The organism is Modestobacter sp. VKM Ac-2985, assembly GCF_026967925.1.
In the GTDB taxonomy this organism is placed as follows: Bacteria; Actinomycetota; Actinomycetes; order Mycobacteriales; family Geodermatophilaceae; genus Modestobacter.
On the sequence record NZ_JAPVBI010000003.1, the window covers coordinates 419765 to 444832 of the forward strand.

The following is a 25068-nucleotide window of genomic DNA, read 5'->3' on the forward strand; positions in this document are numbered from 1 at the left end:
AGTCCGTTGGACCTCGCCCCGGTGCTCGACGGTTTCACCGTCGTCCTGGAACCGACCAATCTGCTCTACTGCCTGATCGGCGTCGTCGTCGGCATGCTGGTCGGCGTGCTGCCGGGCCTCGGGCCGGCCGCCACGATCGCGATCCTGCTGCCGATCACCATCGGCATCGAGCCGGTGACCGCGATCATCATGCTGGCCGGCATCTTCTACGGCGCCCAGTACGGCGGCACGATCACCTCCGTCCTGCTCAAGCTGCCGGGCGAGGCGTCGTCGGTGGTCACCGTCTTCGACGGCTACGCCATGGCCCGCCAGGGCAGGGCGGGGACCGCGCTGGGGATCGCGGCGATCGGCTCGTTCGTCGGCGGCACGGTCTCGATCGTCGCGCTGTCCTTCCTCGCCCCCGTCGTGGCCGGCTTCGCCCTGGACTTCGGACCGCCGGAGTACACGGCCCTGGCGCTGCTCGGCATCCTGCTGGTCGCCACCGTCAGCAGCGGAGACCGGCTCAAGGCGGTCGTCGCGGCCTGCATCGGGCTGCTGCTCGCCACGGTCGGACGCGACGGCTTCACCGCCACCGAGCGGTTCACCTTCGACAACCTGAACCTGGCCGACGGCCTGGACTTCGTGCCGATCGCGATGGGCCTGTTCGGCCTCGGCGAGATCCTCTACAACCTGGAGGAGCGGCACAAGGCCATCCAGGCGCCGACCAAGGTCGCCAACGTCTGGCCCTCCCGCCAGGACCTGCGCCAGTCCTCGGGCGCGATCGGCCGCGGATCGGTGATCGGCTTCGTCCTCGGCATCCTCCCCGGGGGTGGCGCGACCCTCTCCTCGCTCGCCGCCTACGGGGTGGAGAAGCGGCGCTCCAAGACCCCGGAGCGCTTCGGCAAGGGCGCGGTCGAGGGCGTGGCCGGGCCCGAGACGGCGAACAACGCCGCCGCGACGTCGTCCTTCATCCCGCTGCTCACGCTGGGCATCCCGGCCAACGCGACCATGGCGGTGATCTTCGGCGCCCTGCTGGTGGTGGGGGTGACCCCCGGCCCGCAGTTGGTCAGCGAGGAGCCGGAGCTGTTCTGGGGCGTCGTCAACTCCATGTACATCGGCAACATCCTGTTGCTGATCATGAGCATCCCGCTGGTCGGGCTGTTCGTGAAGATCCTGCGGGTGCGGCCGGCCATCCTCGCGCCGATCACCGTGCTGATCACGCTGATCGGCGTCTACACGGTCAACAACAACGTCTTCGACATCATGCTGGTCATCGTCTTCGGCGTGATCGGCTACCTGATGAAGAAGGGCGGCTTCGACCCCGGCCCGCTGTTGCTGGCCTTCGTGCTGGGTGCTCTGCTGGAGGACGGGCTGCGCCGCTCGCTGCTGATCTTCGACGGTGACGCGACCGGCTTCTTCACCCGTCCCATCTCGGGCACCCTGCTCGTCGTGTTCCTGGTCGTGGCGATCTACCCTCTCGTCTCGGCGCTGCGGGACCGTCGCCGGCAGGACCCGGCCCAGGACACCTCCGACCCGAACACCAAGGAGCTCGTGTGACCGTCCTCGTCGGCTTCGTCCCCACGCCCGAGGGCGAGGCGGCCTTCACGGCCGGCCTCGCCGAGGCCCGCCGCCGGCAGGAGGGGCTGCTGGTGCTCAACACCCCGCGGGGCGGAGCTCCCGTCAGCGCCGATGTCGCACCACCGGAGCTGGTCCGGTCGCTGACCTCCCGCGCCGAGGCCGACGGCGTCGCCCTGGAGCTGCGGCAGACCCCGCACACCGGCGACCTGGCCGACGAGCTGCTCCGGGTGGCCGAGTCCGTCGACGCCTCGGTCATCGTGATCGGCCTGCGCCGCCGCTCCCCCGTCGGCAAGCTGCTGATGGGCAGCAGCGCCCAGCGGATCCTGCTGGACGCCGACCGGCCGGTGCTCGCGGTCAAGCCGCAGTCCAGCGCCGGCTGAGCCACCCCGGACGGCACGAGGCCCGCCAGGAGATCTCCTGGCGGGCCTCGTGCTGCGTGCGGGGACCGTCGGTCAGGCGGCGGCCTGGAGCGCCCGGCGGACCTTCGGGCCACCGGTGGTCATCTTGTAGAGCTTGACGACCTGGGCCGGGGCGTTGGCCGGGGTGGTCTGGGCCAGCCAGCCGTTGGGCAGCGAGAGCCGGATGACCTTGTGCCAGGCCGACCCGACCTGGCGCGGCAGCGAGGCGGAGTGGTACCGCAGCCCGTAGCGGGCGAACAGGTCGCGGATCTGCGGGGCGATCTCGGCGTACCGATTGCTCGGCAGGTCCGGGAACAGGTGGTGCTCGACCTGGTGGGACAGGTTCCCGGTCATGATGTGCATGGCCTTGCTGCCGGAGATGTTGGCCGAGCCGAGCATCTGGCGCAGGTACCACTCACCGCGGGTCTCCCCGTCGATCGACTTCTTCTCGAAGGTCTCCACGCCCTCCGGGAAGTGCCCGCACATGATCACCGAGTGCGACCACACGTTGCGCACCACGTTGGCGGTGAAGTTGGCCGCCAGGGTGGGCAGGAACGACGGACCCGACAGCGCCGGGTGGACGACGTAGTCCTTGGTCATCTGCTTGCCGATCTTCTTCAGCACCTGCTTGCCACGGGCGCGGAAGCCCGGGTCGGCGCGCCGCTCCTTGGTGGCCAGGTTCTTGCCCAGCTCCAGGTCGTAGGCGGCGATCCCGTACTCGAAGAAGCAGGCGTTGACGAAGTTCCACACCGGCTGGAGCAGGTACAGCGGCACCCACCTCTGGTCCTCGTCGACGCGCATGATGCCGTAGCCGAGGTCGTTGTCCTTGCCGATCACGTTCGTGTACGTGTGGTGCAGGACGTTGTGCGAGTGCTTCCACTGCTCCGACGGGCTGGCCATGTCCCACTCCCACGTCGTGGAGTGGATCTTCGGGTCGCGCATCCAGTCCCACTGCCCGTGCAGGATGTTGTGCCCGATCTCCATGTTCTCCAGGATCTTGGCGACCGAGAGCCCGGCGGTGCCCAGCACCCAGGCCGGCGGGAACCTGGAGAACAGCAGCACGGCCCGGCTGGCCAGCTCCATCTTGCGCTGCACGTCGATGACCCGGCGGATGTAGGCCGCGTCGTCCTCACCCCGGCTGTCCACCACGGTCTGCCGGATCGCGTCGAGCTCGCGGCCGATGGCCTCGATGTCGGCCTCGGAGAGGTGGGCGATCGGGTTGTCGGGCTTCTTCTGCAGGACGGTCATGTGCAGCTCCTCAGCTGGTGGGACAGCAGTTCTGGATCAGTGGTCGATGTCGCAGGCGTCAACAGCGGCGCTGACGCAGGTCTGGATCAGCACGCCGTCCCCGGGGGCGGCGGTGGTCAGCTCCCCGTTGCGCAGGTCGCGGACGGCGCCCTCGCGCAGCGGCAGCACGCAGCCGTAGCAGATGCCCATCCGGCAGCCGCTGGGCATGAGCAGCCCGGCCTCCTCGGCGGCGTCCAGGATCGGGGTCGCACCGTCGACCTCCAGCACCCGGTCGGACTTCGCGAACGTGACGGTGCCGCCCTCGCCGGTGACCAGCACCCGGGGGCGGAAGCGCTCGGTGTAGAGCCGGTCGGAGATGCCCTGGGCGGCCCAGTGCTCCTCCAGCGCCTCGAGCAGGCCGACCGGGCCGCAGGCCCAGGTGGCCCGCTCGGTCAGGTCGGGCACCAGGTCGGCGATCGCCGCGGCGTCCAGCAGCCCGGCGGCCTGGGTGTGGTGCTCGACCAGCCGGATCCGGCCGGCCGCCGCCAGCTCGCGCAGCTCGGCACCGAAGATCACGTCCTCGACGGTGGGTGCGGAGTGGACCAGGACGACGTCGCACCCGGCGTCCTCGCCCAGGTTGCGCAGGATGCCCATGACCGGCGTGATGCCGGAGCCCGCCGTCACGAACAGCGCCTTGGCCGGCCGCTGATCCGGGAGCACGAAGTCACCGGTGGCCTGGTCCAGCTGCACGACGGTGCCGGGCTGGACGCGGTGCACCAGGTGGTTGCTGACCTTGCCGTCGGGGATCGCCTTGACGGTGATGGTGAAGCGACCGTCGGCGCGGCCGAGCACCGAGGTGATCGAGTACGCGCGCCACAGCCGCACCCCGTCGATGTCGATGCCGATCCGGACGTACTGGCCCGGGGTGTGCGGGAGCCAGTCGCGGCCGGGGCGGATCACGATGCTGGCCGCGTCGCGGGTCTCGCGGTGCACCGCCTCGATCCGGCCGCGCAGCGCGGCGCCGGAGCGCAGCGGGTCGACCAGGTCCAGGTAGTCGGCGGGCAGCAGTGGCGTGGTGACCAGCTCGGCCACCTTGAGCACCCGGTCGCGCAGCGTGGTCAGCACGGGGCGAACCGGCGACGGACGCGGAACGGTGGCGGTCATGCACTGAGTCTTACCCGCACGAGGGGCGAAGAACTGTGCTGGCGACGTGAATCGGGCGGTAGGTTCTGTTCCCCGCGAACAAAGAGGAGGTGTGGACGATGAGCGACCGGGTCACCTTCCCGCCGTCGGTCGTCACCGCGATGCGGGCCCAGCTCCCCGCCGTCGCCGAGCAGACCGTGGCCAGCATCGTCGTCGAGGTGCCCAGCTACGCCGACGCCTTCTCCGGGGAGATGGGCCGGGCGATCTCCAACGCCGTCCAGCTCGCCCTCGGCGGCTTCCTCGAGCTGGCCACCACCGCCGGGGGCGCCGATGCGAGCCGGCCGATCGGCCCGGCGCTGGAGGGCGCCTACTCCCTGGGCCGGGGCGAGGCGCGCAGCGGCCGGTCGATGGACGCCCTGCTGGCCGCCTACCGGGTCGGCGCCCGGGTGTCCTGGCGGCACATGAGCGACACCGCCGTGGGCGCCGGCCTCTCGGTGGGGTCGCTGGCCCGCTTCGCCGAGCTGGTGTTCGCCTACATCGACCAGCTGTCCGCGGCCAGCGTGGCCGGGCACACCGACGAGCTGGAGACCACCGGCCGGGTCCGCCGGCACCACCGCGAACGGCTGGGCGCGCTGCTGCTGGCCGGCCGCCCGCTGCACGACCTCACCCCCGCCGCGGAGCGGGCCGGCTGGCCCCCGCCGCGGACCCTCACCGCCGTGCTGCTGCCGGAGGTGCGGGCGCGCGGCGCCGTCGCACTGCTGGACCCCCGCACTCTCCAGCTGGACGACGACCCGCCGGGCCTGGACCCGGCGCTGGAGCTCAGCGTGCTGCTGGTGCCCGACGCCGGCGAGGGTGCCCGGGCCGCCCTGCTGCGCGCTCTGGAGGGGCGGACGGCGGTGGTCGGGCCGGCCCGGCCCTGGTCCGCGGTCGCCGGCTCCTACGCCCGCGCGCTGCGCGCCCTGCGACTCGGCCTGCGCGCCACCGGGTCGGCGCCGCTGGACACCGAGCAGCGGTTGCCCGAGCTGGTGCTGCGGGCCGACGAGGACGCGCTGGCCGACCTGCGGGCCGCGGCGCTGGCACCGCTGGACGGGCTGACCCCGGCCACCCGGGAGAAGCTGGCGGAGACCCTGCGCTCCTGGCTGCTGCACCACGGCCGGCGCGAGCAGGTCGCCGCCGAGCTGTTCGTGCACCCGCAGACCGTGCGGTACCGGATGGGGCAGCTGCGCGACCTGTACGGCGACCGGCTCGAGGACCCGCAGACGGTGCTCCAGCTCACCATCGCCCTCGGGGCCCTCGGGGCCCTCGGGACGCAGGACGGGGCCGGGGGGACCTGAGCGCGCCCCGGCCGGCGCGCTGGGCAGCGGTCAGCGAGCGGGCGCGGACGGTGGCCTCGGCCCGGTGCACCCGCTCACCGGCCCGCCTGGGCCGCCGCCGCGGCCAGGACGGCAGCGGCGGCCGACGTCCCGCCGCTGACCACCGCCGACCGTCGGTACGCCGGCGACCCGACCGCGACCGCCACCATGCTGAGCGCGTGCAGGGCGTCGACGGTCACGCCGGTGAGCTCCACCCCGCGGGTGGGCCGGACGAGCACCGCGACGTGCTGGACCACCAGCCGGGCGCCGAGCACCTGCGTCACCCAGGTCGGTGGCTCGCGCCGGCCGGCGCAGACGGCGCGGTTGACCTCCGCGGGCCGGAGCAGCAGCGCAGCTCCCCAGCCGGCGAACACCGTGGAGACCAGCCGCGGCAGCACCCGGCGGCGGGTCCTCCTCCGGTGCGCGGTCCCGCTCACCGCCGGTTCCGCAGGGTCACGGGCCCGTCCGGTGCGGCGGCGCCGAGCCCGGCGCTGGCACCGATGACGCCGACGGCCTCGCTCATGAGCGCCCCTCTCGTGCGATACGTGCGTCCCGGCAGTGGCGGTCTCGGGCACCGTGGTCCCCGCCCCGCTACCCGCCGCCCGGTACGCCAACCACCTCGGCGACCGTCCGTCGCCGTCGCCATGGCCACCCGGCCGGCGCAGGGGCGATGCACCGCGGCGCGGAACGGGTACGGGCAGCGGGTCCGTCGACGGCAGCACGACCGAGGAGGACCGATGTCCGCGACCACCGAACCGTTCGCCGACCGTGTCGAGGCCGGCCGGGCCCTGGCGGCCCGCCTCGTCGACCATGCCGATCCCGCTCTCGTGGTGCTCGGCCTGCCGCGTGGCGGGGTGGTGGTCGCCAGGGAGGTCGCCCGTGCCCTCGGCGGGGCCCTCGACGTCGTCGTGGTCCGCAAGATCGGGGTGCCCGGGCAACCGGAGCTCGCGATGGGCGCCATCGCCGCGGTCGACTCCGACGTCGAGACCGTGCACGACCGGCGCGTCCTGGCCCACGTCGACGTCGACGTCGACGAGGAGACCTTCGCCCGGGCGCGGGAACAGGAGGTCGTCGAACTGCGCCGCCGGGAGGCCGCCTACCGGCAGGGCCGCCCGGTCACCCCGCTGGCCGGCCGGCCGGTGCTCGTGGTGGACGACGGCCTGGCCACCGGGTCCACCATGCGGGCGGCCCTCACGGCGGTCCGCCGACAGGGACCGAGCCGGCTCACCGTCGCCGTCCCGGTCGCCTCGCCGCAGGTGTGCGGGCAGCTGGCCAGCGAGGTCGACGAGGTCGTCTGCCTCTGGGCACCCGAGGCGTTCTCCGCCGTCGGCCAGGGGTACCGGGACTTCCGCCCGACCACCGACGACGAGGTCCGGGCCGCGCTGGCCGGCTGACGCTGCGGGCCTCGTCGGGTCCGGGTCAGCCGTCGGCCTGGCCGGGCCGCCGGGACAGTGCGACCAGGCCCCGGAGGCAGTCCTCGCGCAACGGCTGGGGAAAGCCCTCGGCGAGCCGGTAGTACACCACCCGGCCGTCCTTGCGGCTGGTGACGAACCCGGCGGTGCGGAGCAGCCGCAGGGCGTAGCCGACGGCGTCCTCGGTCGCCTCCAGCGCCACCGCCAGGTCGCCGACGCAGAGCTCGTCGACGACGTCGAGCGCGTAGAGCACCCGGGCCCGCGTCCCGTCGGCCAGCAGGCTCAGCATCGCCGAGAGGCTGGCCGCGTCCTCGCGCGTGGGCACCCGTGCCCTCGCCGCAGCCACGCGAACCGGGTCGACCGGATGGGGATGATCTGCCACGGTCGGCGGGGTTACCCGGACGACCTCACGGGTATGCGCGGCTCCGGTCAGACCACGGCCTCAGGCGACGCGGACGACAGGAGGGACCTGGTGTCGGCCTACCTGAGCCTCGCCGCGATGCTCGGCCTCGCCGTGGGCGGTGTGCTGCTGGCGTACCTGCTGCACCGCCGGACGGCGGTGGCGCCAGGGGCCCTGACCAGCCTGCCCTTCCTCTCCGGCTGGCGACCCGACGAGCACGCACTGTCCCGGTTCGAGGCGCGGTACTACCCGATGACGCTGCTGTTCCTCGCCTTCGACGTGGAGATGCTCTACATGTACCCGTGGGCGACCGTCGTCGCCTCGATCGGGACCTCGGCGATCGTCGAGATGTTCGTGCTGCTCGGTGTGCTGATGACCGGCGTGCTGTGGGCCTGGCGCGAGGGTGCGCTGCGGTGGACCTGAGGTCGCTGGCCGCGCGCCGCACCACGGTCCTCGCAGTCGAGGTGCCCGGCTGGAGCCGCACCCGCTGCGCGCTCGAGCAGCACGTGCGCACCCGGGGCTGGCGGCTGGCCGGTTCCCCCGCCGACGCCGACCTGCTGGTCGTGTGCGGCCGCCCCGGTGCCCGGCTGACCGCCGCGGTCGAGCACGTCTGGGGTCAGCTGCCCGGCCCCCGCGCCCGGGCGGAGGTGACCACGGCCGACGCTGTGCCGGCCGCCCTCGACCGGGCCGCGGCCGAGCTCGCCGACGGCGCGGCCCAGCGGCGGGACGCCGACGCCCGGCCGGCCGACCCCGACCCCGGCACCACCGCCACCGGCGACGACGGCGACGGCGACGGCGACATGGACATGGACATGGACGACGACGCCGGGGACATGGACCACGGCGACATGGACCACGGCGACATGGACATGCCGATGCCGGGCGGGATCGGCCTGGCCGGCGGCGGTGGCGACGACCAGCTCGCCGACCCCGACGCCCTCGACCTCGACGTGCTGCACGTCCCCCTCGGCCCGGTGCTCCCGCACTGGCCGGCCGGACTGCTGCTGCACACCACCCTCCAGGGCGACCTCGTCGTCGCCGCCCGGGCCGAGGTGCTGCTGCCGGCCGACGGCTCCCCCACCGACCCGCCGGTGCACGGCACCCCCGCCGGCCGCTGGGACGCGGTGGCCACCCTGCTCGCCCTGGCCGGCTGGGACGACGCCGCGGTCCGGGCCGCGCGGGTCCGCGACGAGCTGCTGGCCGGCGGGCAGCCGCCCGAGGCCGACCGGCTGGCCCGCCGGATCACCCGCTCCCGGCTGCTCCGCTTCTCGCTGCGCGGGCTGGGCCGGCTGCCCGAGGGCGATGCGCACGACCGGCTGCAGCACTGGCTGACCGGCACCGAGCAGCGCCGGTCGACCGAGCTGTCCGCGGTGGCCGACCTGGTCACCGGGCTGGACCTGGCCGGCGTCCGGCTGGTGGTCGCCTCGCTGGACCTGGACACCGCCGACCGGGTGACCGTGCCGGCGGAGGCGGGCTCGTGACCGTCACCGAGGTGTCGGCCGGCTGGGTGCCGCTCGCGGCCGCGCTGCTGCTCGCCGTCGCGGCCGCCGCGGCGAGCCTGGACGGCGCGCTGGCCGCTCGGTCCGCCGGGCAGCCGCTCGGCGGTGGTCTGCTCACCCCGGTGGCCGAGACGGCACGGTTGTTCGGTCAGCGCCGCCGGACCACCGTGGCCGCGGACCTCCCGTTGCAGCGGATCGGCATCGCCGGGCTGCTCACCGCGGCGCTGCTGATGGTCGCCGTCGTCCCGTTCGGCCGGTGGACCGTCGCCGACCTGACGGTGGGCGTCGTGTGGTTCAACGCGATGGACGTGCTGGTGTGGGCGGCGGTCTGGCTGGCCGGCTGGGGCCCGAACAGCGCGCACGCCCTGGTCGGCGGGTACCGGTTCCTGGCCCAGGCGCTGTCCTACGAGCTGCCGCTGATGTTCGCGCTGACCGCACCGGCGGTCGCCGCCGGCAGCCTCCGGCTGGGCGACGTGGTGGCCGCGCAGTCCGGGCTGTGGTTCGTCGTCTGGATGCCGGTGGCGTTCGTCGTCTTCTGCGCGGCGGTCGCCGGGTTCTCCGTCTGGGGGCCGCTGGGCGCGCCCGCCGGGGCGACGACGGCCGGCGGGGTGCTCGTCGAGGCGGCCGGGGTCGACCGCTGGCTGCTGTCGGTCGGCCGGTACGCCCTGCTCACCGCCGGGGCCGCCTTCGGGGCGACCGCCTTCCTCGGCGGGGGGCACGGGCCGCTGCTGCCGGCGTGGCTGTGGCTGCTGGTCAAGACCGCCGCGCTGCTGGCGGTGCTCGTCGCGCTGCGCCGCCGGCTCCCGGTGGTCCGTCCGGAGCAGCTGGCCGCCCCGGCCTGGCTGGTCGTGCTGCCGCTGGTGCTGCTGCAGGTGCTGGTCGTGTCCGTCGTCGTCGTGGTCCAGGCCTGAGGAGGGGGACACCGTGCTCACCGGGATCGTGTTCTGGGTGCTCGCCGTGGTGGCGGTCGCCGCCGGCGTCGCCGTCTTCCGGGTCGACTCGATGGCCCGGGCCACCTACGCGCTGGCCGCCTCGTTCATCGCCGTCGGACTCGCGCTGCTGCTGGTCGACCTGGAGTTCCTCGGCGTCATCACCGTGCTGATGATGACCATGGAGATGGCCGTGATGGGCATCTACATGATCATGTTCATGGGGATGAACCCCGCGCTGATGCCGATGAGCATGGTGCACGGCAAGCGCCCGGCCCTGGCGGTCTCGATCGGCACGTTCGTCGTCCTGGCCGCCGGGGCGCTGCTGGTGCCGTGGCCCACCCGCCGGGGCGCACCCGCCGCCGACCTGGTCACCTCGCTGGGCGAGGCGATCATGGAGTCGAAGATGCTGGTGATGATGACCGTCTCGCCGGTCCTCTTCGCCACGATCGTCGCCGCCCTCGTCCTCGCGCTGCCGCGGGGTCGCTACGACCGGCTCGGGGACGACCTGCGCGCGGGGAAGGCCCCGCGATGACCCTGCAGACGATGCTGCTGGTGGCGGCCGCGCTGTTCAGCGTGGGCCTCTACGGGGCCATCTCCCAGCAGGTCGTGGTCATGGTGATGATGGGCCTGGAGCTGATGCTCAACGGCGTCATCCTGGCCGCCGCGGCCTTCTGGTGGTTCCTCTCCCCCACCCCCGACGGCCAGGTGCTGCTGCTCGTGGTCATCACCGCGATGACGGTGGAGATGGCGATGGGCTTCGCCGTGGCCACCCTGCTGCACCGCTCCCGGCAGTCGGACATGACCGACATGGCCACGGACCTGTCCCGGTGACCGGGCTGCTGTGGGCCTGCGCCACGGTGCCGGCGGCCGTCGGCGCCGGGCTGTGCGTCTCCGGGCGGCGCGCGGACCGGGTGGCGCCGGCCCTCGGGATCGTCACGGCGGGCGTCGTCCTGGCGCTGTCGGTCGCCGTGGCGCTGGGCCGGCCGGCCACCTCAGCACCCTTCCTGCCCGGCGCGGAGTTCGGGCTCGCGGTCGACGCCCTGGCGGCCGTCGTGCTGCCCGCGGTCGCCGCCGTCACCCTGCTCGTGCTGGTCTTCTCCGCTGCCGACGTCGCCGGTGCCCGGGCCCGCTACACCGGCCTGCTGCTGCTGTTCGCCGCGGCCGTGGTGGTCACCGTCTGCGCCACCACGCTGCCGGCGTTGCTGTTCGCCTGGGAGGTGATGGGCGCGACGTCGTACGCGCTGATCGGCTTCCGCTGGCAGGAGCCGCACCGGGTCGGCGCCGGGCTGACCGCCTTCCTCACCACCCGCACCGCCGACCTCGGGATGTACCTGGCCGCCGGGGCAGCCCTGGCCGGTGGATCGGGGCTGGCGCTGGCCGACCTGCCCGGGCTGCCGGCGCCCTGGCGGGACGTCGCCGCCGCCGGGCTGCTCGTCGCCGCGCTCGGCAAGGCCGCCCAGCTGCCGTTCACCGCCTGGCTCTCCGCCGCGATGCAGGGCCCCAGCCCGGTCAGCGCGCTGCTGCACTCCGCGGCGATGGTCGCGATGGGCGGCTACCTGCTGCTGCGGGTCTCCCCGCTGCTGGGCGCGACCAGCTGGGCCGGGCCGACGGCGGCCTGGGTGGGTGCGCTGACCGCGCTGCTGCTCGGGGCGGTGGCGCTCGCCCAGCGCGACCTCAAGCAGCTGCTGGCCGCCTCGACCGCGGCGCAGCTCGGCTTCGTGGTGCTGGGCGCCGGGGTCGCAGCCGTGGCCGGCGGCACGGCGCACCTGGTCGCGCACGCGGCCACCAAGGCACTGCTCTTCCTCGCCGCCGGGGCCTGGCTGACCGCGCTGGGCACCAAGCAGCTGCCGGCGCTGCGCGGCGCCGCCCGGCGCTGGCCGCTGGTCGGCGTCTGTGCTGCGGTGGGGGCACTGGCCCTGGCCGGGGTGGCGCCGCTGTCGCTGTGGGCGACCAAGGACGCCGTCCTGGCCGGGGCCCACGAGGAGTCCCTGGCTCTCTACCTGGTCGGGCTGGCCGCCGCCGCGCTGTCGGCGGGCTACGCCGGCAAGGTGCTGTGGCTGGTCTGGCAGCGGCTGCCCGCGGACGCCGAGGCGGGCTACGACACCGAGGAGGAGGGCACCCGTCAGGTGCGGGTGCTGCAGCAGGCGCCGCTGGTCGTGCTGGCCGCCGGCGCCGCCGTCCTCGGCCTGCTGGCCCTCCCCCCGGTCGGCGAGACGCTGCGCCGGTTCCTCGGCGAGACCGGCGCGCCCACCCCCTCTTGGGCAGAAATGGCCATTTCTGCCCTCCTGGCGGTCGCCGGGGTGCTGCTGATGGCCTCCGTCCGGGTCCGGGACCGCTCGTGGGGACGCGTGGGCAGCTGGCTCGAGGGCTGGCTGGGGCTGGCCCGGGCGACCGACCTGGTCGTCGTCCGGCCGGTGCTGCGCACGGCCGAGGCGCTGGCCCGCTTCGACGACCGGGTGCTGGCCCGTGCCGTCACCGGCGCCGGCCGGGGGGCGCTGCGGACGGCGCGCGCCGCGGCCCGCTTCGACGACGCGGTCCTCGACCGGGCGGTCGCCGGCGCGGCCACCGCCGGGGTGCGGCTGGCCGACGCCACCGGCCGGGCCGACCTGGCCGGGCCGGACGCCGCGGTGCGGTCGCTGGCCGCCGGCACCCGCTGGCTGGGGGGCTGGGCCCGGCGCACCCAGACCGGCCAGCTGCACCAGTACTACGTCTCGGCCGCCGTGGTGCTCGCCGCCGCGCTGGCCCTCCTGCTGGCAGTGAGGTAGCTCCGTGCTCAGTTCGATCATCTTCCTGCCCCTGGTCGCCGCGGCCCTGCTGGCCGTGCCCCGGGTGCCCGACCGGGTCGCCCGCTGGACCTGGATCGCGGTCACCGCCGCCGACCTCGCGCTGGTCGGCGTGCTGATCGCCCGGTACGAGACGCCTGCCGACGGCGGCCTCGCGTTCGAGGAGCGGGCCCGCTGGATCCCGTCGGTCAACAGCAGCTGGCACGTCGGGGTCGACGGGCTGTCGGTGCCGCTGCTGGCGCTGACCGCGGTGGTCTTCTGCGCCTGCGCGGTCTACGGGCTGCGCGAGGACCGGCGCCCACGGCAGCACGCCGCCCTCTTCCTGGCGCTGCAGGCCACCTGCATGGGGCTGTTCGCCGCCCAGGACCTCATCGTCTTCTTCCTCTTCTTCGACCTGTCGATCGTCGGGATGTACGCCGCGATCGCCGGCTGGGGGCACGGGCGGGACGCCGGCCGTTCGGCCCTGCAGTTCTTCCTCTACACGTTCCTGGGCAGCCTGGCGCTGCTGCTGGGCTTCATCGGCCTCTACCTGGCCGCCGACCCGCACACCTTCGACATCCCGGAGCTGATCGCCGCCGCACCGCTGCAGGACAACCCGGTCGCCGGCGGGTTCGTGCTGGCCGCGCTGCTCGTCGGTCTGGCCGTCAAGACGCCGACGATCCCCTTCCACACCTGGCTGCCCCCCGCGCACACCGACGCCTCGGCGATCGGCTCGGCCGTGCTGGCCGCGGTGCTGCTGAAGATGGGCACCTACGGCTTCGTCCGGATCGCCATGCCCGCCATGCCGGACGCCTGGCGCGGGGCCGCCTGGGTGGTGCTCGCCGTCGGGATCGCCTCGGTGCTCTACGGCGCGCTGGTCGCCCTGGCCCAGACCGACGTCAAGCGGATGATCGCCTACACCTCGATCAACCACATGGGCTACGTGGTGCTCGCCGTCGGCGCGGCGGGCCTGCTCGGCGGCGGGACGGCGGCCCGCGAGCTGGCCGTCACCGGTGCGGTCACCCAGATGGTCAGCCACGGCCTGCTCACCGGGGCGCTGTTCCTGCTGGCCGGGGTGCTGCACGACCGCACCGGCAGCTACGCGATGCGCGACTACGGCGGCCTGGCCCGCACGGCGCCGGTGTGGTCGGGGTTGTTCGCGGTGGCGGCGTTCGGCTCGCTGGGGATCCCGGCGTTCAGCGGCTTCATCGCCGAGTTCCAGGTCTTCGCCGGGAGCATCGGCACCACCGCCTGGGCGGCGATCGCGCTGCCCGGGATCCTGATCACCGCGGCCCTGTTCCTGCGGGCGCTGCAGCTGCTGGTCACCGGGCTGCCCGGCGGCCGGTCGATCGGCTTCTCCGACGTGCGGGCGGTCGAGGCGGTGCCGGTGACCGGGCTGCTGCTGCTGTCCCTGGCGATCGGCGTCCTGCCCTGGCTGTTGCTGGACCTGATCACCCCCGCGTCCGCCGTCCTCGTCGACCTGGTGGGCAGGTGATGGAGCCGTCGCCGATGGTGATGGACCAGTCGCTGCTGGCCCTGCTCCCCGAGCTCAGCCTCCTCGCGGGCGCGGTGGCCACCCTGCTGGCCGGCTCCTTCCTGCCCCGGCAGCGGCAGTGGGTCGCCCGGCTGATCGCGGTCGCCGCCCTCCTCACCGCCGCCGTCTCCGCCGCCCTCGCCTTCCCGAGCCACCAAGATGGCCGTTCTGGTGGTGGAGACGCGGAGACGGTGTTCGGGGCGTTCGTGCTCGACACCGCGACCGGGGTCAGCCGGCTGGTGGTCGTCGCGGCGGTGCTGCTGGTGATCGGCCTGGGGGTCGACGAACTGGCCGGGACGGCGCGGGAGAGCGAGACCTACACGCTGCTGCTGCTCGGCGGGCTGGGTGCGATCGTGCTGGCCGCCACCGACGACCTGCTGGTGCTCGCCGTCGCCTTCCTGCTGGCCAGCATCCCGGTGTACGCCCTGGTCGGGATGGTCCGCAGCCCCGGCGCGGCCGAGGCGGCGCTGAAGACCTACCTGCTGGGTGCGCTGTCGGGGATCTTCCTGCTGCTCGGGGCCACGGTGCTGTCGGGCATCGCCGGGGGCACCGCCTACGTCGACCTGGCCACCGGGCTCGCCGGGGCGCCGGCCGCCGCGGTGGCCGTCGGGGCGCTGGCCGTGCTGGCCGGGCTGCTGTTCGAGGCCGGTGGGGTCCCGCTGCACCAGTGGGTGCCCGACGCCACCCAGGGCGCCGGCACCGCGGCGGCGGCGTTCCTCACCACCGTGCCGAAGGTCGGCGCGCTGGTCGCCGCCGCGCGACTGGTCGACGTGCTGCCGGGCGCCCTGTCCTGGCCGCTGCTGGTGGGCCTGCTCGCCGCCGCCACCATGACGCTGGCCAACCTGGCGGCGCTGGCCCAGACCGACGCCCGCCGGCTGCTGGGCTGGTCGACGGTCAGCCAGGTCGGCTACCTGCTGATGCCGGTCGCCGTCGTGGCCAGCACCTCGGCCGCCATCCCGGCGCTGCTGGTCTACCTGGCCGGCTATGCGGTCACCAACCTGACCGCCTTCGCGGTGCTCGCCGCGGTGCCCGGCGCCCGGTCGCTCACCGACTTCCGCGGCCTCGCCCGGCAGCGGCCCTGGCTGGCGGCCGCGCTGGGGATCAGCCTGCTCAGCCTGGTCGGCACCCCGCCGACAGCGGTCTTCCTGGGCAAGCTGACCGTCTTCACCGCCGCCTGGGACGGCGGGCTCGCCTGGCTGGTCGTGGTCGCTGCGCTGAACACCCTGGTCAGCCTCTTCTACTACCTGCGCTGGCTGGTCGAGGCGTTCCGGCCCGGCGAACCCGCACCCACGGCCGGCTGGGCGCACGGGGCAGCGCTGGCCGGGGCGCTCGGGGTGCTGGCGGTCGGGCTCGGTGCCGGCCTGGTGACCGCGCTGACCGGCGACGGCACGCTCGGCTGAACCGGCGGAGCCGTCCACCCGCCCGGCCATCGACGACGGCGCAGGGTGGGTGGACGGCGCACGGCCGGGTAGTGGCCGACATGACGCCGTTCGATCGAGCCGAGGTCGGCAGCGCGGCGTCCGCTCATCCGCAGGAGGCACCATGAAGGCAGTCGTGTGGCACGGCGTCGGCGACATCCGGCTCGACGACGTCCCGGACCCGACCATCCAAGACCCCACCGACGCGATCATCGAGGTGACCGCGAGCGGCATCTGCGGCACCGACCTGCACTTCGTCCGGGGCACGATGGCCGGCATGGTCCCGGGCACGATCCTCGGCCACGAGGCGGTGGGCGTCGTCCGGGAGACCGGCCCCGGCGTGCGGAACCTGCGCCCCGGTGACCGGGTGGTCATCCCCTCGACCGTCGGCTGCGGTCACTGCTCCTACTGCCGGGCCGGCTACTACGCCCAGTGCGACAACGCCAACCCCAACGGCGCCGCGGCCGGCACGTGCTTCTTCGGCGGTCCGCAGACCACCGGACCGGTCGACGGCCTGCAGGCCCAGTACGCCCGGATCCCCTACGCCAACGTCGGCCCGGTGTGGCTGCCCGAGGAGGTCAGCGACGACGCCGCGATCATGCTGTCGGACATCTACCCGACCGCCTGGTTCGGCGCCCGGCTCGCCGACGTGTCCCAGGGCGACACCGTGCTGGTGCTGGGGGCCGGGCCGGTGGGTCAGTTCGCCGTGACCAGCGCCTTCCAGCAGGGCGCCGGCCGGGTGCTCGTCGTCGACGGCATCGCCAGCCGGCTCGACCAGGCCCGCGGCCGGGGCGCGGAGGCGATCGACTTCAACACCGAGGACCCCGTCGAGGTGGTCAAGGAGCTCACCGGCGGGATCGGGGTGGACCGGGTGATCGACGCCGTGGGCGTGGACGCCCAGCGGCCTGAGTCCGGTCCGGCCGCGGAGTCGGCCGACCAGCAGGCGCAGCAGTTCGAATCCGAGCGCCAGCAGGTCGCTCCGGACCAGAACCCGCACGGGCAGACCTACGTCGCCGGCGACGCGCCGAGCCAGTCGCTGCAGTGGGCCGTGGAGGCAGTGGCCAAGGCCGGCAGCATCGGCATCATCGGCGTCTACCCGCCGCAGCTGAACTCCTTCCCCATCGGCGCCGCGATGAACAAGAACCTGAGCGTGAAGATGGGCAACTGCAACCACCGGCGCTACATCCCGCACCTGCTCGACCTGGTGCGCACCGGCGCCATCGACCCGTCCACGGTGCTCACCCAGGTGCAGGACATGCCCACCGTCCTGCAGGCCTACGAGACCTTCGACCACCGCGAGAGCGGCTGGACGAAGGCGGTCATCGCCCCCTGAACCGACGGCGCCGTCGGCTGCCCTGCGAGGCAGGCGACGGCGCCACCCTCCTCAGGACGGCGAGGGCACGACGAGCACCTGCCCGACACCGATCACGGTGCTGGTCAGCCCGTTGGCGGCCACCAGCTCGGCGACCGTCGTCCCCCGGTCGAGCGCGATCTGCCCGAGCGTGTCCCCCGGGACGACGGCGTGGGTCGCCGGCGCCACCACGGGTGCCGGCTCAGGCGTCGGTTGCGGCGCCGGCGCGGCGGCCTGCGGACCGGGGACGGCCAGCACCTGACCGACCATGATCACCGTGCTGGTCAGGCCGTTGGCGGCCACCAGGCCGTCCACCGTCGTCCCCTGGTCCAGCGCGATCTGCCCGAGCGTGTCCCCGGGCACCACCGTGTGGCTGCCGGTCACCGCCGGCGCCGGTGCCACCGGCTCCGGGACCGGGGTCGGCGCGCAGAGGGTGGCGAGCGCCCCCGGATCGGCCAGGCCCTCGACGACCTCGGCGCAGCTGCGGTGGTCGACCCGGGAGGCCACCCCGGTCCACCACGAGGTCTGGCCCAGCGCCCCGCTCCAGGACTGCGACAGGTGCACGTGCCCGGTGTGCGGGTCGGCCCCGGTGTAGGGCAGCCAGCCGGCGGATGCGTTGTCGGCCGACCAGATCCGGCGGTCCCAGACGACGTACATGACCCCGAGCCGCCGGGCCTGGTAGGCCGACTCCCCACTCGGGCCGTCGGCGGTCAGCCAGCCGAGGAAGCGGTCGGCGGCAGCGCGCTCCTCGGGGACGTCGGCCCGCAGCATCCAGTCCCAGGCACGCCCCTCCTTGTGCTCGCTGGTGCCGCCGACCGCGCAGTCGCGGCTGATGCCGCCGTTGGTCCCGGCGGCGTAGGCGGCGAGGACCAGTGCGGCGAGGTCGGCGGTGCCGGGCTTGGCCGCCGGGTCGCAGACCGTCTGGCCGACGTAGGGCGCCGGCTGCTCGACGGCCGGTGGTGCGGCCACGGGCGCGGCGGGCGCGGCGCCGTCCGCCCGCGCTGCCGGGACGAACACCCCGCAGACGCCGACCACGGCGAGCACGGTGGCGCGGGCGACCACGACGGGACGACGGGTGGCCGGACGGCGGCCGGCCGGGTGCCGACGCACCCACCGGGACGAGGGGGGCGCGACGACTCCGGGCAACGGGACTCCAAGGCAGGGGGACGGCGTCGGGCCCATCCCAGGGGGCGCCGCACATCGCCGTCCATGCCGCCGCCGGTCGGTGGCGCACGACCCGGCGCGGCGCACACGGTCCGCGACCGCAGCCGGCGACCGGTCGACTGCCGGGTGTGACGTGGCGCACCCAACGGCCGCTCAGCCCATCCGGGCCGCGTGGTCGTGGGTGTGCCGGTGATCCGGGTCGTGCTCGGAGCGCTCGTCCTGGTCCTCGGCCTGGGCGCGATCGATCCGGCGGTCGTGCCGCCAGTCGAACGCCCCGATGACCAGGGCCGCGAGCGAGGAGACCACGGCGACGGACAGCGCCGCCGCGGCGGCCAGCGGGTACTGCTGGTCCGTGGCGCCGAGCACGAGGTAGTACAGCGCCGGCAGCGCCGCGGTGCCGATCGCGCCGCCGAACCGCTGGAAGGTCTGCAGGGCGCCACCGGCCGAGCCGGCCATCGCCACCGGCACGTTCCGCAGCGCGAGCGTGATGTTCGGCGAGATGACGAAGCCACCGCCGATGCCGGCCAGCAGCAGGGTCGGGACGATCGCCCAGCCGGTGGCCCCCGCCGGCACGGTGGCGATCACGATCGCCGTGGCGGACAGCCCGAGGACGACGCCGCTGAGGCCGGCGACGGTCAGCGCCCGGCCGAACCGCTCGACCAGCCGGCCGGCGACGACCGCCGCGGTCGCCGACCCCACCGCGAACGGCGTGACGGCCAGCCCGGACTGCAGCGGCGACCAGCCCAGCCCGGTCTGGAAGTACAGCGCGAAGGTCAGCCAGATGCCGCTGAACCCCAGGAAGTACACCGTGCCCAGCGCCACCCCGGGCCCGTAGCCGCGGGTGGCGGTGACCAGCCGCGGGTCGAAGACCGGGTCCTTGCCGGCCCGGACGACGCGCTGTTCCCAGCCGACGAACGCGACGAGCAGCGCGACCCCGACCGGGAAGCACCACCACAGCCGCGACAGGCCGCCGGACTCCGCCTGCACCAGCGGCAGCAGCAGCGCGAACGCCCCGCCACCGAGCAGCAGCATCCCCGGGACGTCGATCCGGCCGTGTTCCTCCCCCGGCGGGCGACCCGGGATGAGCCGGACGGCCAGCACGAACGCCAGCACGCCGATGGGCACGTTGACGTAGAAGATCCACCGCCAGCCGCCCGGGCCGGACGCGAGCGCCAGGATCACCCCGCCCAGCACCGGCCCGACGGCGGTGGAGATCCCGACGGTCGCCCCGAAGAAGCCGAACGCCCGGCCCCGCTCGGCGCCCCGGAAGAGCTGCTGGATCAGCGCGGAGTTCTGCGGGGCCAGGCAGCCGGCCGCGAGACCCTGGGCGAGCCGGGCCGCGACGAGCAGCTCGATCGACGGCGCCGCACCCGCGGCCGCGCTGCACAGCACGAAGGCGACCAGGCCGATGAGGAACATCCGGCGGCGGCCGTAGGCGTCACCGAGCCGCCCGGCCGGCACCAACGCCAGGCCGAAGGCCAGCGCGTAGCCGGAGACCACCCACTGCACCGTCGCCGGCGTGGCACCCAGGTCCGACCGCAGGGACGGCAGGGCGACCGAGACGATGCTGACGTCCAGCAGCGTCATGAAGCCCACGACGAGCGTCACCCAGAGGGCGTGCCACCGCCGCGGATCGGCGCCCTCGGGAGCATCAGGCTCGGTGGGCGCGGGTTGAGCAGGCAGGAGGTCCTCCCGGGACGGTGGGGTCGGCGGCCGCTGTCCTGCCGCAGCGTCGCCGACCCGCGGGATCGGTCACGGCAGGGCGGTCAGCAGCTTGTCCAGGGTGACCGGCAGGTGCCGGACGCGCACGCCGGTGGCGGCGTGGACGGCGTTGACCACCGCCGCCGCGGTGCCCACGATGCCGATCTCGCCGATCCCCTTGCTGCCCATGGCGTTCACGTACGGGTCGTGCTCGTCGATCCAGTGCGCCTCGATCGCACCGACGTCGGCGTTGACCGTGATGTGGTACTCGGCCAGGTCGTGGTTGGCCACCTGCGCCAGCCGCGGGTCCCAGGCGCTGTTCTCGTGCAGCGCCATCGACAGCCCCATGGTCATCCCGCCGATCAGCTGCGAGCGGGCCGTCCGCGGGTTGATCACCCGGCCGACACCGAAGACGCCGAGCAGCCGCGGCACCCGGATCTCCCCGGTGTCGGCGTTGACCCGGGCCTCGACGAACTGGGCCCCGAAGGCGTACGGGGAGTGGGTGTCGTCCTGCCCGGCCTGGTCGACGTCCCCGCTGGCCTCGTCGCCGTCCCGCGGATCGGCGCCGAACTTCGTCCGGAACTCGCGGGCGGCGACGACGAGCGCGGAACCCCAGGTGTTGGTGCCGGAGGAGCCGCCGGCCACCGAGGCGACCGGGTAGCGGGTGTCGCCGATCCGGACGTCGACGTCGGCGACGTCGACGCCCAGGGCGTCGGCGGTGATCTGCGGCAGGATCGTCCAGGCGCCGGTGCCGAGGTCCGCGGCACCGATCTCGGCGACGTACCGGCCGTCCTCGAACCGCACGTTCGCGGTCGAGGTGGCCTGCCGCATCGTCGGGTAGACCGAGGAGGCGACGCCGGTGCCGACCAGCCAGTCACCGTCCCGGTGCGCCCGCGGGCCGGACCAGCCGAACCGCTCCGCACCCTCGCGCAGGCACCGCACCAGGTTGCGGCTGGACCACGGCTTCCCCGTCTCCGGGTCGACGTCCGGTTCGTTGCGGACCCGCAGCTCGATCGGGTCGATGCCGAGTTCCTCGGCCAGCTCGTCCATCGCCACCTCGGGGCCGAACATGCCCGGGCACTCCCCCGGCGCGCGCATCCACGACGGGATCGGCACGTCCAGGGCGGCGAGCCGGTGGGTGGACCGCCGGTTCGGCGAGGCGTACATCATCCGGGTGGGCACGCCGGTCTGCTCGGCGAACTCCTTGACCTTCGAGGTCTGCTCGACCACGTCGATGGCGATCGCGGACAGCCGGCCGCGGGAGTCGGCGGCCAGCTGCATCCGCTGGATCGTCGGGGTGCGGTAGCCGGCCAGGAAGAACATCTGCTGGCGGGTGAGCGCCAGCTTCACCGGCCGGCCGGGCAGCGCCCGGGCGGCCAGCGCGGTGAGCATCACGTTCGCGTGCGGCAGCCCCTTCGAGCCGAACCCGCCGCCGACGTAGGGGCAGATCACCCGCACCTGCTCCTGCTCCAGCCCGAACACCTGGCACACCGCGGCCCGGTCGGGGTGCACGCCCTGGGTGGAGTCCCACAGGGTCAGGAACCCGTCGCCGGCCGACTCCCACAGCGCCGTCGTGGCGTGCGGCTCGAGCGGGTTGTTGTGGTACATCGCCGTGGAGTACGTGCGCTCCAGGGTGACCTCGGCGGCGGCCATGGCCGCGGCGACGTCGCCCTCGGCGGTGTCCGTCTCGTGCCCGGCGTTCACCTGCTCCGGGGCGTACAGGTCCGGGCGGTCGGCGGACAGCTCCGCGTCGTGCGGCAGCTCCTCGTAGCGGACCGTGATGCCGTCGGCCACCTCCCGGGCCAGCTCGGAGGTCTCGGCGACCACCACCCCGATCAGCTGCCCGCGGAAGCCGACGTCCTGCCCCTGGAGGACGGCGTACTCGGCGTCGTCCGTGGCGGCGAGCCGTTCGGCGTTGAACGGGGTGAGCACGGCCAGCACCCCGTCCAGCGCCTCGGCCGCGGCGGTGTCCATCGCGGTGACCCGGCCCCGGGCGATCGTGGCCTGCACCGGATGGGCGTACGCCGGGTGCTCGACGGGGGTCTCGTAGGCGTAGGTGGCGGTGCCGCGGACCTTGAGCTCGCCGTCCCGGCGCACCAGGTCCGCACCGATGGCGCGCGGCTCCAGCAGGTCGGTCATGACTGCTCCTCCGGGAGGAGGCCGCGCACGGTGGCGAGCACCGTGCGGGCCACGAGCGGGATCTTGAAGCCGTTGCCGCTGTCGATCCCCGGCTGCGGCTGGGCGGCCGCCAGCTCGGCGGTGATCGCGGCCCGGACGGCGTCCTCGGTGAGCTGCTGGCCGCGGAGCACCTCCTCGGCCCGGGTGGCCCGCCACGGCTTGTGGGCGACCCCGCCCAGGGCCAGCCGCAGCTCGCCGTCCGGGGTGACGACGGCGGCCACCGAGACCAGCGCGAAGGCGTAGGAGGCCCGGTCGCGGACCTTGCGGTAGGCCGACCGGGTGCCGGCCGGCAGCACGGGCAGGTCGATGGCGGTGATCAGCTCGCCGTGCTGGAGCACGGTGTCCCGGGACGGGTCGTCGCCGGGCAGCCGGTGCAGCTCGGTGAAGGGGATGGTGCGCTCACCGTCCGGGCCGAGCACCTGCACCTGCGCGTCGAGGGCGGCCAGCGCCACCGCCATGTCGGAGGGGTGGGTGGCGATGCAGGTCTCGGGCGCATGCGGGTCCGGCAGCGCGGCCGGCGTCCCGAGGACGGCGTGGTAGCGGGTGTAGCCCCCGACCGCGCTGCACCCGCTGCCCGGCTCCCGCTTGTTGCACGGGGTGGTCACGTCGGAGAAGTACACGCAGCGGGTGCGCTGGAGCGGGTTGCCGCCGGTGGTCGCCATGTTGCGCAGCTGCCCGGTCGCCCCGGCCAGCAGCGCCTGGGCCAGCACGGGGTACCGCTCCCGGACGCGCGGGTCGGCGGCGACCTGGCTGTTGGTCGTGGCCGCCCCCAGCCGCAGCCCACCGTCCGGGAGGCCGGTCACCTCCCGGGAGGTCAGCGTGCGGACGTCGACCACCAGGTCGGGCCGGGCCACACCGAGCCGGAGGTGGTCGACCAGGTTGGTGCCCCCGGCCAGGAAGACCGCGTTCGGCTCGGCGACCACGTCCCGCACGGCCTCGACGACGTCCCCGGGCCGGGCGTAGGCGAACGGCTTCACCGGGCACCGCCGGCCTGCTGCACCGCGGGGGTGATGTTCACGTAGGCGGCGCAGCGGCAGAGGTTGCCGCTCATCCGCTCGGCCACCTCGTCGTGGCTCATCTCCGGCCGCCCGGTGAGGTCCTCGGTGACGTGGCTGGGCCAGCCGCGCTCGAACTCCTCGAGCACCCCGACCGCCGAGCAGACCTGCCCCGGGGTGCAGTAGCCGCACTGGAACGCGTCGGAGTCCAGGAACGCCTGCTGCACGGGGTGCAGCTCCCCGGCCGGGGCCAGCCCGTCGGCCGTGGTGATCTCCGCCCCGTCGTGCGCCACCGCCAGGGCGAGGCAGGTCAGCGCGCGATCGCCGTCCAGCAGCACGGTGCAGGCGCCGCACTGCCCGTGGTCGCAGCCCTTCTTCGGGCTGGTGTTCCCCAGCCGCTCGCGCAGCGCGTCCAGCAGGGAGGTGCGGGTGTCGACGGTGAGGCGGTGCGCCTCACCGTCGACCCGCAGGGTGATCTCGGCGTCCATGGAGCCGCTGGTGCCCGGCCGTCCCGGCCCGGCAAACCCACCTGCCCGCGCGCCGGGCGGTGGGGACCGCCAGGTGAACGCTGCACCGACGGCGCGTGGCGGCCTTGATCACCAACGGCGTCCTGCAGTACGAAGACGACATCGACCACGAGCCAGCGGGAGGGGTCACCGACCCCGCACCCCGCACCGCAGCCCTGTCCAGGTACCCCGTCCCCAGCCCACGGCAGCCCGTCGGCGCGTGGGGTGGTGCCGGGGTGCGCGCCCGGGCCCGGGCCTGGACCGGCAAGCTGCTGGCGCGCCGCATCCAGAAGCGGGGCATCGACCTCTCCAGCCTGACCTTCATCCCCGAGCGGACCAAGGTGCCACTCCAGCGGCACGGCATCGACCCCGTCCCCCGGCTGGCCCAGCTGCGGGAGACCGACCCCGTGCACCGGCTGAGACTGCCGTTCGCCTTCTCCGTGTACCTGGTCACCGGCACCGAGCAGGTCCGGGCGGTGCTGGCCGACCGGGACAGCTGGAGCAACGACATCCGGCACCTGCTGCCGGGCGCCGGCCCGAGCAGCGCCGACGAGGTCGGCGGCCTGGGCTTCACCGACCCGCCGCTGCACACCCGACTGCGCAAGATCATCACGCCGGAGTTCACGATGCGCCGGCTGGCCCGGCTCGAGCCGATGATCTCCACGATCGTGGCGCAGCGGCTCGACGCGCTGGCCGCCGCCGGGTCCCCGGCGGACCTGGCGAGGCTGGTCTCCTTCCCGGTGCCGTTCCAGACCATCTGCGCGCTGCTCGGCCTGGAGCTGGAGGACCGGGACGCCTTCGCCCGGCTCGGCGTCCAGCGCTTCGACGCCACGGCGGGCGCCGCGGCTGCCTTCGGCGCCGTCTCGGCACAGCGCGAGTTCCTCTTCGACGCCGTCGCCCGGCAGCGCGTGGAGCCCGGCCCCGGGCTGATCGGCCAGATCATCCGGGACGAGGGCGACCGGATCTCCGACGTCGACCTCGCCGGGCTGGCCGACGGCGTCTTCACCGGCGGCTACGAGACCACCGCCGGGATGATCTCGCTCAGCACGATGGTGCTGCTGCGGGACCCGGCGCACGCCGCGCTGGTGCGCGACGGCTCCCGGGCCGACGTCGACCGGGTGGTCGAGGAGCTGCTGCGCCACCTGTCGGTGGTGCAGATGGCGTTCCCCCGGTTCGCCAAGCACGACCTGGACCTGTTCGGCGTCCCTCTGGAGGCCGGGGACGTCGTGCTGGCCTCGCTCAGCGGCGCGAACCGTGACCCGCGGTCGGCCGGGGCCGAGCCGGAGGTCTTCGACCCCCGCCGGCAGCCGACCTCCGGCCACCTGGCGTTCGGCCACGGCATCCACCGCTGCATCGGTGCCGAGCTGGCCCGGATGGAGCTGCGGGTCGTGCTGCCGGCGCTGCTCCGCCGCTTCCCCGACCTGGCGCTGGCCGTGCCGCAGCAGGAGCTGTCCTTCCGCGAGCTCTCCTTCGTCTACGGCCTGGACGAGCTGCCCGTCCGCTTCTGAGCACGCCCTGGGACGCTGTGTGAGCTGTGCC

23 protein-coding genes are annotated in these 25068 nt (G+C 74.5%); 14 read left to right on the forward strand and 9 right to left on the reverse strand.

The features are described from left to right. Window positions 1–6: 6 nt before the first annotated feature. Entirely contained in the window at window positions 7–1536 is a 1530-nt protein-coding gene (locus O2V61_RS18045; RefSeq protein WP_269184651.1) for a tripartite tricarboxylate transporter permease, read from the forward strand. Then, entirely contained in the window at window positions 1533–1937 is a 405-nt protein-coding gene (locus O2V61_RS18050; RefSeq protein ID WP_269184652.1) for a universal stress protein, read from the forward strand. The genes O2V61_RS18045 and O2V61_RS18050 overlap by 4 nt, the downstream gene beginning before the upstream one ends. A gap of 72 nt (window positions 1938–2009) precedes the next feature. Here the strand turns inward: O2V61_RS18050 and O2V61_RS18055 are convergent, their stop codons facing one another. Beyond that, on the reverse strand, window positions 2010–3203 hold the full coding sequence (locus O2V61_RS18055) for a fatty acid desaturase family protein (protein WP_269184653.1): 1194 nt from the start codon (window positions 3201–3203) through the stop codon (window positions 2010–2012). A gap of 36 nt (window positions 3204–3239) precedes the next feature. Then, a complete protein-coding gene (locus O2V61_RS18060; RefSeq protein ID WP_269184654.1) occupies window positions 3240–4346 on the reverse strand; it encodes a ferredoxin reductase in 1107 nt (368 codons plus the stop codon). A gap of 98 nt (window positions 4347–4444) precedes the next feature. Here O2V61_RS18060 and O2V61_RS18065 point away from each other — a divergent pair, with 98 nt between their 5' ends. Then, window positions 4445–5659, forward strand: coding sequence for a PucR family transcriptional regulator (locus O2V61_RS18065; RefSeq protein WP_269184655.1), 1215 nt, complete (start codon window positions 4445–4447; stop codon window positions 5657–5659). 74 nt (window positions 5660–5733) lie between these two features. On the opposite strand, the gene O2V61_RS18070 is transcribed toward O2V61_RS18065, so the two are convergent. Next, the gene (locus O2V61_RS18070; protein WP_269184656.1) at window positions 5734–6114 is read right to left on the reverse strand and encodes a hypothetical protein; all 381 of its coding nucleotides are present in this window, start codon (window positions 6112–6114) and stop codon (window positions 5734–5736) included. A gap of 300 nt (window positions 6115–6414) precedes the next feature. Here O2V61_RS18070 and O2V61_RS18075 point away from each other — a divergent pair, with 300 nt between their 5' ends. Beyond that, window positions 6415–7071: a phosphoribosyltransferase gene (locus tag O2V61_RS18075; RefSeq protein ID WP_269184657.1), complete on the forward strand. Its 657-nt coding sequence runs from the start codon at window positions 6415–6417 to the stop codon at window positions 7069–7071. Between the two features lie 25 nt (window positions 7072–7096). Here the strand turns inward: O2V61_RS18075 and O2V61_RS18080 are convergent, their stop codons facing one another. Then, a complete protein-coding gene (locus O2V61_RS18080; RefSeq protein WP_269184658.1) occupies window positions 7097–7414 on the reverse strand; it encodes an ArsR/SmtB family transcription factor in 318 nt (105 codons plus the stop codon). A 147-nt stretch (window positions 7415–7561) separates the two neighbouring features. Here O2V61_RS18080 and O2V61_RS18085 point away from each other — a divergent pair, with 147 nt between their 5' ends. The 9 genes from O2V61_RS18085 to O2V61_RS18125 all read left to right on the forward strand — a co-directional run bounded on the left by O2V61_RS18085 (window position 7562) and on the right by O2V61_RS18125 (window position 16967). Beyond that, window positions 7562–7912 (forward strand): NADH-quinone oxidoreductase subunit A, encoded by a 351-nt coding sequence (locus O2V61_RS18085; protein WP_269158221.1) that lies wholly within the window; start codon window positions 7562–7564, stop codon window positions 7910–7912. Next, entirely contained in the window at window positions 7903–8970 is a 1068-nt protein-coding gene (locus O2V61_RS18090; protein WP_269184659.1) for a hypothetical protein, read from the forward strand. Before O2V61_RS18085 ends, O2V61_RS18090 begins: the two co-directional genes overlap by 10 nt. Next, window positions 8967–9899, forward strand: coding sequence for an NADH-quinone oxidoreductase subunit H (locus O2V61_RS18095; protein WP_269184660.1), 933 nt, complete (start codon window positions 8967–8969; stop codon window positions 9897–9899). Before O2V61_RS18090 ends, O2V61_RS18095 begins: the two co-directional genes overlap by 4 nt. A gap of 13 nt (window positions 9900–9912) precedes the next feature. Continuing rightward, window positions 9913–10452 (forward strand): NADH-quinone oxidoreductase subunit J, encoded by a 540-nt coding sequence (locus O2V61_RS18100; RefSeq protein ID WP_269184661.1) that lies wholly within the window; start codon window positions 9913–9915, stop codon window positions 10450–10452. After that, window positions 10449–10751, forward strand: coding sequence for an NADH-quinone oxidoreductase subunit NuoK (gene nuoK / locus O2V61_RS18105; protein ID WP_036334437.1), 303 nt, complete (start codon window positions 10449–10451; stop codon window positions 10749–10751). Before O2V61_RS18100 ends, nuoK begins: the two co-directional genes overlap by 4 nt. Then, entirely contained in the window at window positions 10748–12685 is a 1938-nt protein-coding gene (locus tag O2V61_RS18110) for a proton-conducting transporter transmembrane domain-containing protein (RefSeq protein WP_269184662.1), read from the forward strand. Before nuoK ends, O2V61_RS18110 begins: the two co-directional genes overlap by 4 nt. 4 nt (window positions 12686–12689) lie before the next feature. Continuing rightward, window positions 12690–14177, forward strand: a complete 1488-nt coding sequence (locus tag O2V61_RS18115) for a complex I subunit 4 family protein (protein ID WP_269184663.1) — start codon at window positions 12690–12692, stop codon at window positions 14175–14177. Beyond that, window positions 14177–15616, forward strand: coding sequence for an NADH-quinone oxidoreductase subunit N (locus O2V61_RS18120; RefSeq protein WP_269184664.1), 1440 nt, complete (start codon window positions 14177–14179; stop codon window positions 15614–15616). Before O2V61_RS18115 ends, O2V61_RS18120 begins: the two co-directional genes overlap by 1 nt. A gap of 142 nt (window positions 15617–15758) precedes the next feature. Beyond that, the gene (locus O2V61_RS18125; RefSeq protein ID WP_269184665.1) at window positions 15759–16967 is read left to right on the forward strand and encodes a zinc-dependent alcohol dehydrogenase; all 1209 of its coding nucleotides are present in this window, start codon (window positions 15759–15761) and stop codon (window positions 16965–16967) included. Window positions 16968–17018: 51 nt separating this feature from the next. On the opposite strand, the gene O2V61_RS18130 is transcribed toward O2V61_RS18125, so the two are convergent. The 5 genes from O2V61_RS18130 to O2V61_RS18150 all read right to left on the reverse strand — a co-directional run bounded on the left by O2V61_RS18130 (window position 17019) and on the right by O2V61_RS18150 (window position 23511). Next, window positions 17019–18131 carry a LysM peptidoglycan-binding domain-containing protein gene (locus tag O2V61_RS18130; RefSeq protein WP_269184666.1) on the reverse strand — a complete coding sequence of 371 codons (1113 nt, stop codon included), beginning with the start codon at window positions 18129–18131 and terminating at the stop codon, window positions 17019–17021. A gap of 171 nt (window positions 18132–18302) precedes the next feature. Continuing rightward, the gene (locus tag O2V61_RS18135) at window positions 18303–19757 is read right to left on the reverse strand and encodes an MFS transporter (protein ID WP_269184667.1); all 1455 of its coding nucleotides are present in this window, start codon (window positions 19755–19757) and stop codon (window positions 18303–18305) included. Window positions 19758–19901: 144 nt separating this feature from the next. Further along, complete coding sequence (locus O2V61_RS18140; RefSeq protein WP_269184668.1) at window positions 19902–21989, reverse strand: xanthine dehydrogenase family protein molybdopterin-binding subunit; 2088 nt, start codon at window positions 21987–21989, stop codon at window positions 19902–19904. Next, window positions 21986–23005 carry an FAD binding domain-containing protein gene (locus O2V61_RS18145; RefSeq protein ID WP_269184669.1) on the reverse strand — a complete coding sequence of 340 codons (1020 nt, stop codon included), beginning with the start codon at window positions 23003–23005 and terminating at the stop codon, window positions 21986–21988. Before O2V61_RS18145 ends, O2V61_RS18140 begins: the two co-directional genes overlap by 4 nt. Next, window positions 23002–23511, reverse strand: a complete 510-nt coding sequence (locus tag O2V61_RS18150) for a 2Fe-2S iron-sulfur cluster-binding protein (protein ID WP_269184670.1) — start codon at window positions 23509–23511, stop codon at window positions 23002–23004. The genes O2V61_RS18145 and O2V61_RS18150 overlap by 4 nt, the downstream gene beginning before the upstream one ends. A gap of 95 nt (window positions 23512–23606) precedes the next feature. Between O2V61_RS18150 and O2V61_RS18155 the strand changes: the two genes are divergently transcribed. Continuing rightward, window positions 23607–25037, forward strand: coding sequence for a cytochrome P450 (locus O2V61_RS18155; RefSeq protein WP_269184671.1), 1431 nt, complete (start codon window positions 23607–23609; stop codon window positions 25035–25037). The last annotated feature ends 31 nt before the right edge of the window (window positions 25038–25068 follow it).